Origin of the sequence: Leifsonia sp. SIMBA_070 (genome assembly GCF_046534635.1) — a bacterium.
GTDB lineage: Bacteria > Actinomycetota > Actinomycetes > Actinomycetales > Microbacteriaceae > Leifsonia.
Genome location: NZ_JAWRYK010000597.1, coordinates 1 through 254, shown reverse-complemented (window position 1 = coordinate 254; position 254 = coordinate 1). Strand labels below are relative to the sequence as shown.

General features: G+C 71.3%; 1 protein-coding gene. It reads left to right on the top strand.

The genetic code is table 11. The features are described 5' to 3' along the window. The coding region (locus SB754_RS21620; protein ID WP_410784371.1) for a Mur ligase family protein at positions 1-254 on the top strand (254 nt) is incomplete at both ends.

The following is a 254-nucleotide window of genomic DNA, read 5'->3' as shown; positions in this document are numbered from 1 at the left end:
AACGTCGAGGCGGACCACCTGGACCATTACGGAACCGAGGAAGCGGTGTTCGCCTCCTTCGACAGCTTTGTCCGGCTGCTGCCCGCGGACGGACTGCTGGTGGCCTGCGCCGATGACCCCGGTGCCGCCGACGTCGTCCGCCGCTCCGGCGCGGCGCGCGTGCGCACCTACGGGTACAGCGGGGACGCCGACATCCGCATCACGGACACCCGGCCGGTGGCCAGTGGGTCCGTCTCGCTGCTGCGCTTCAGCCT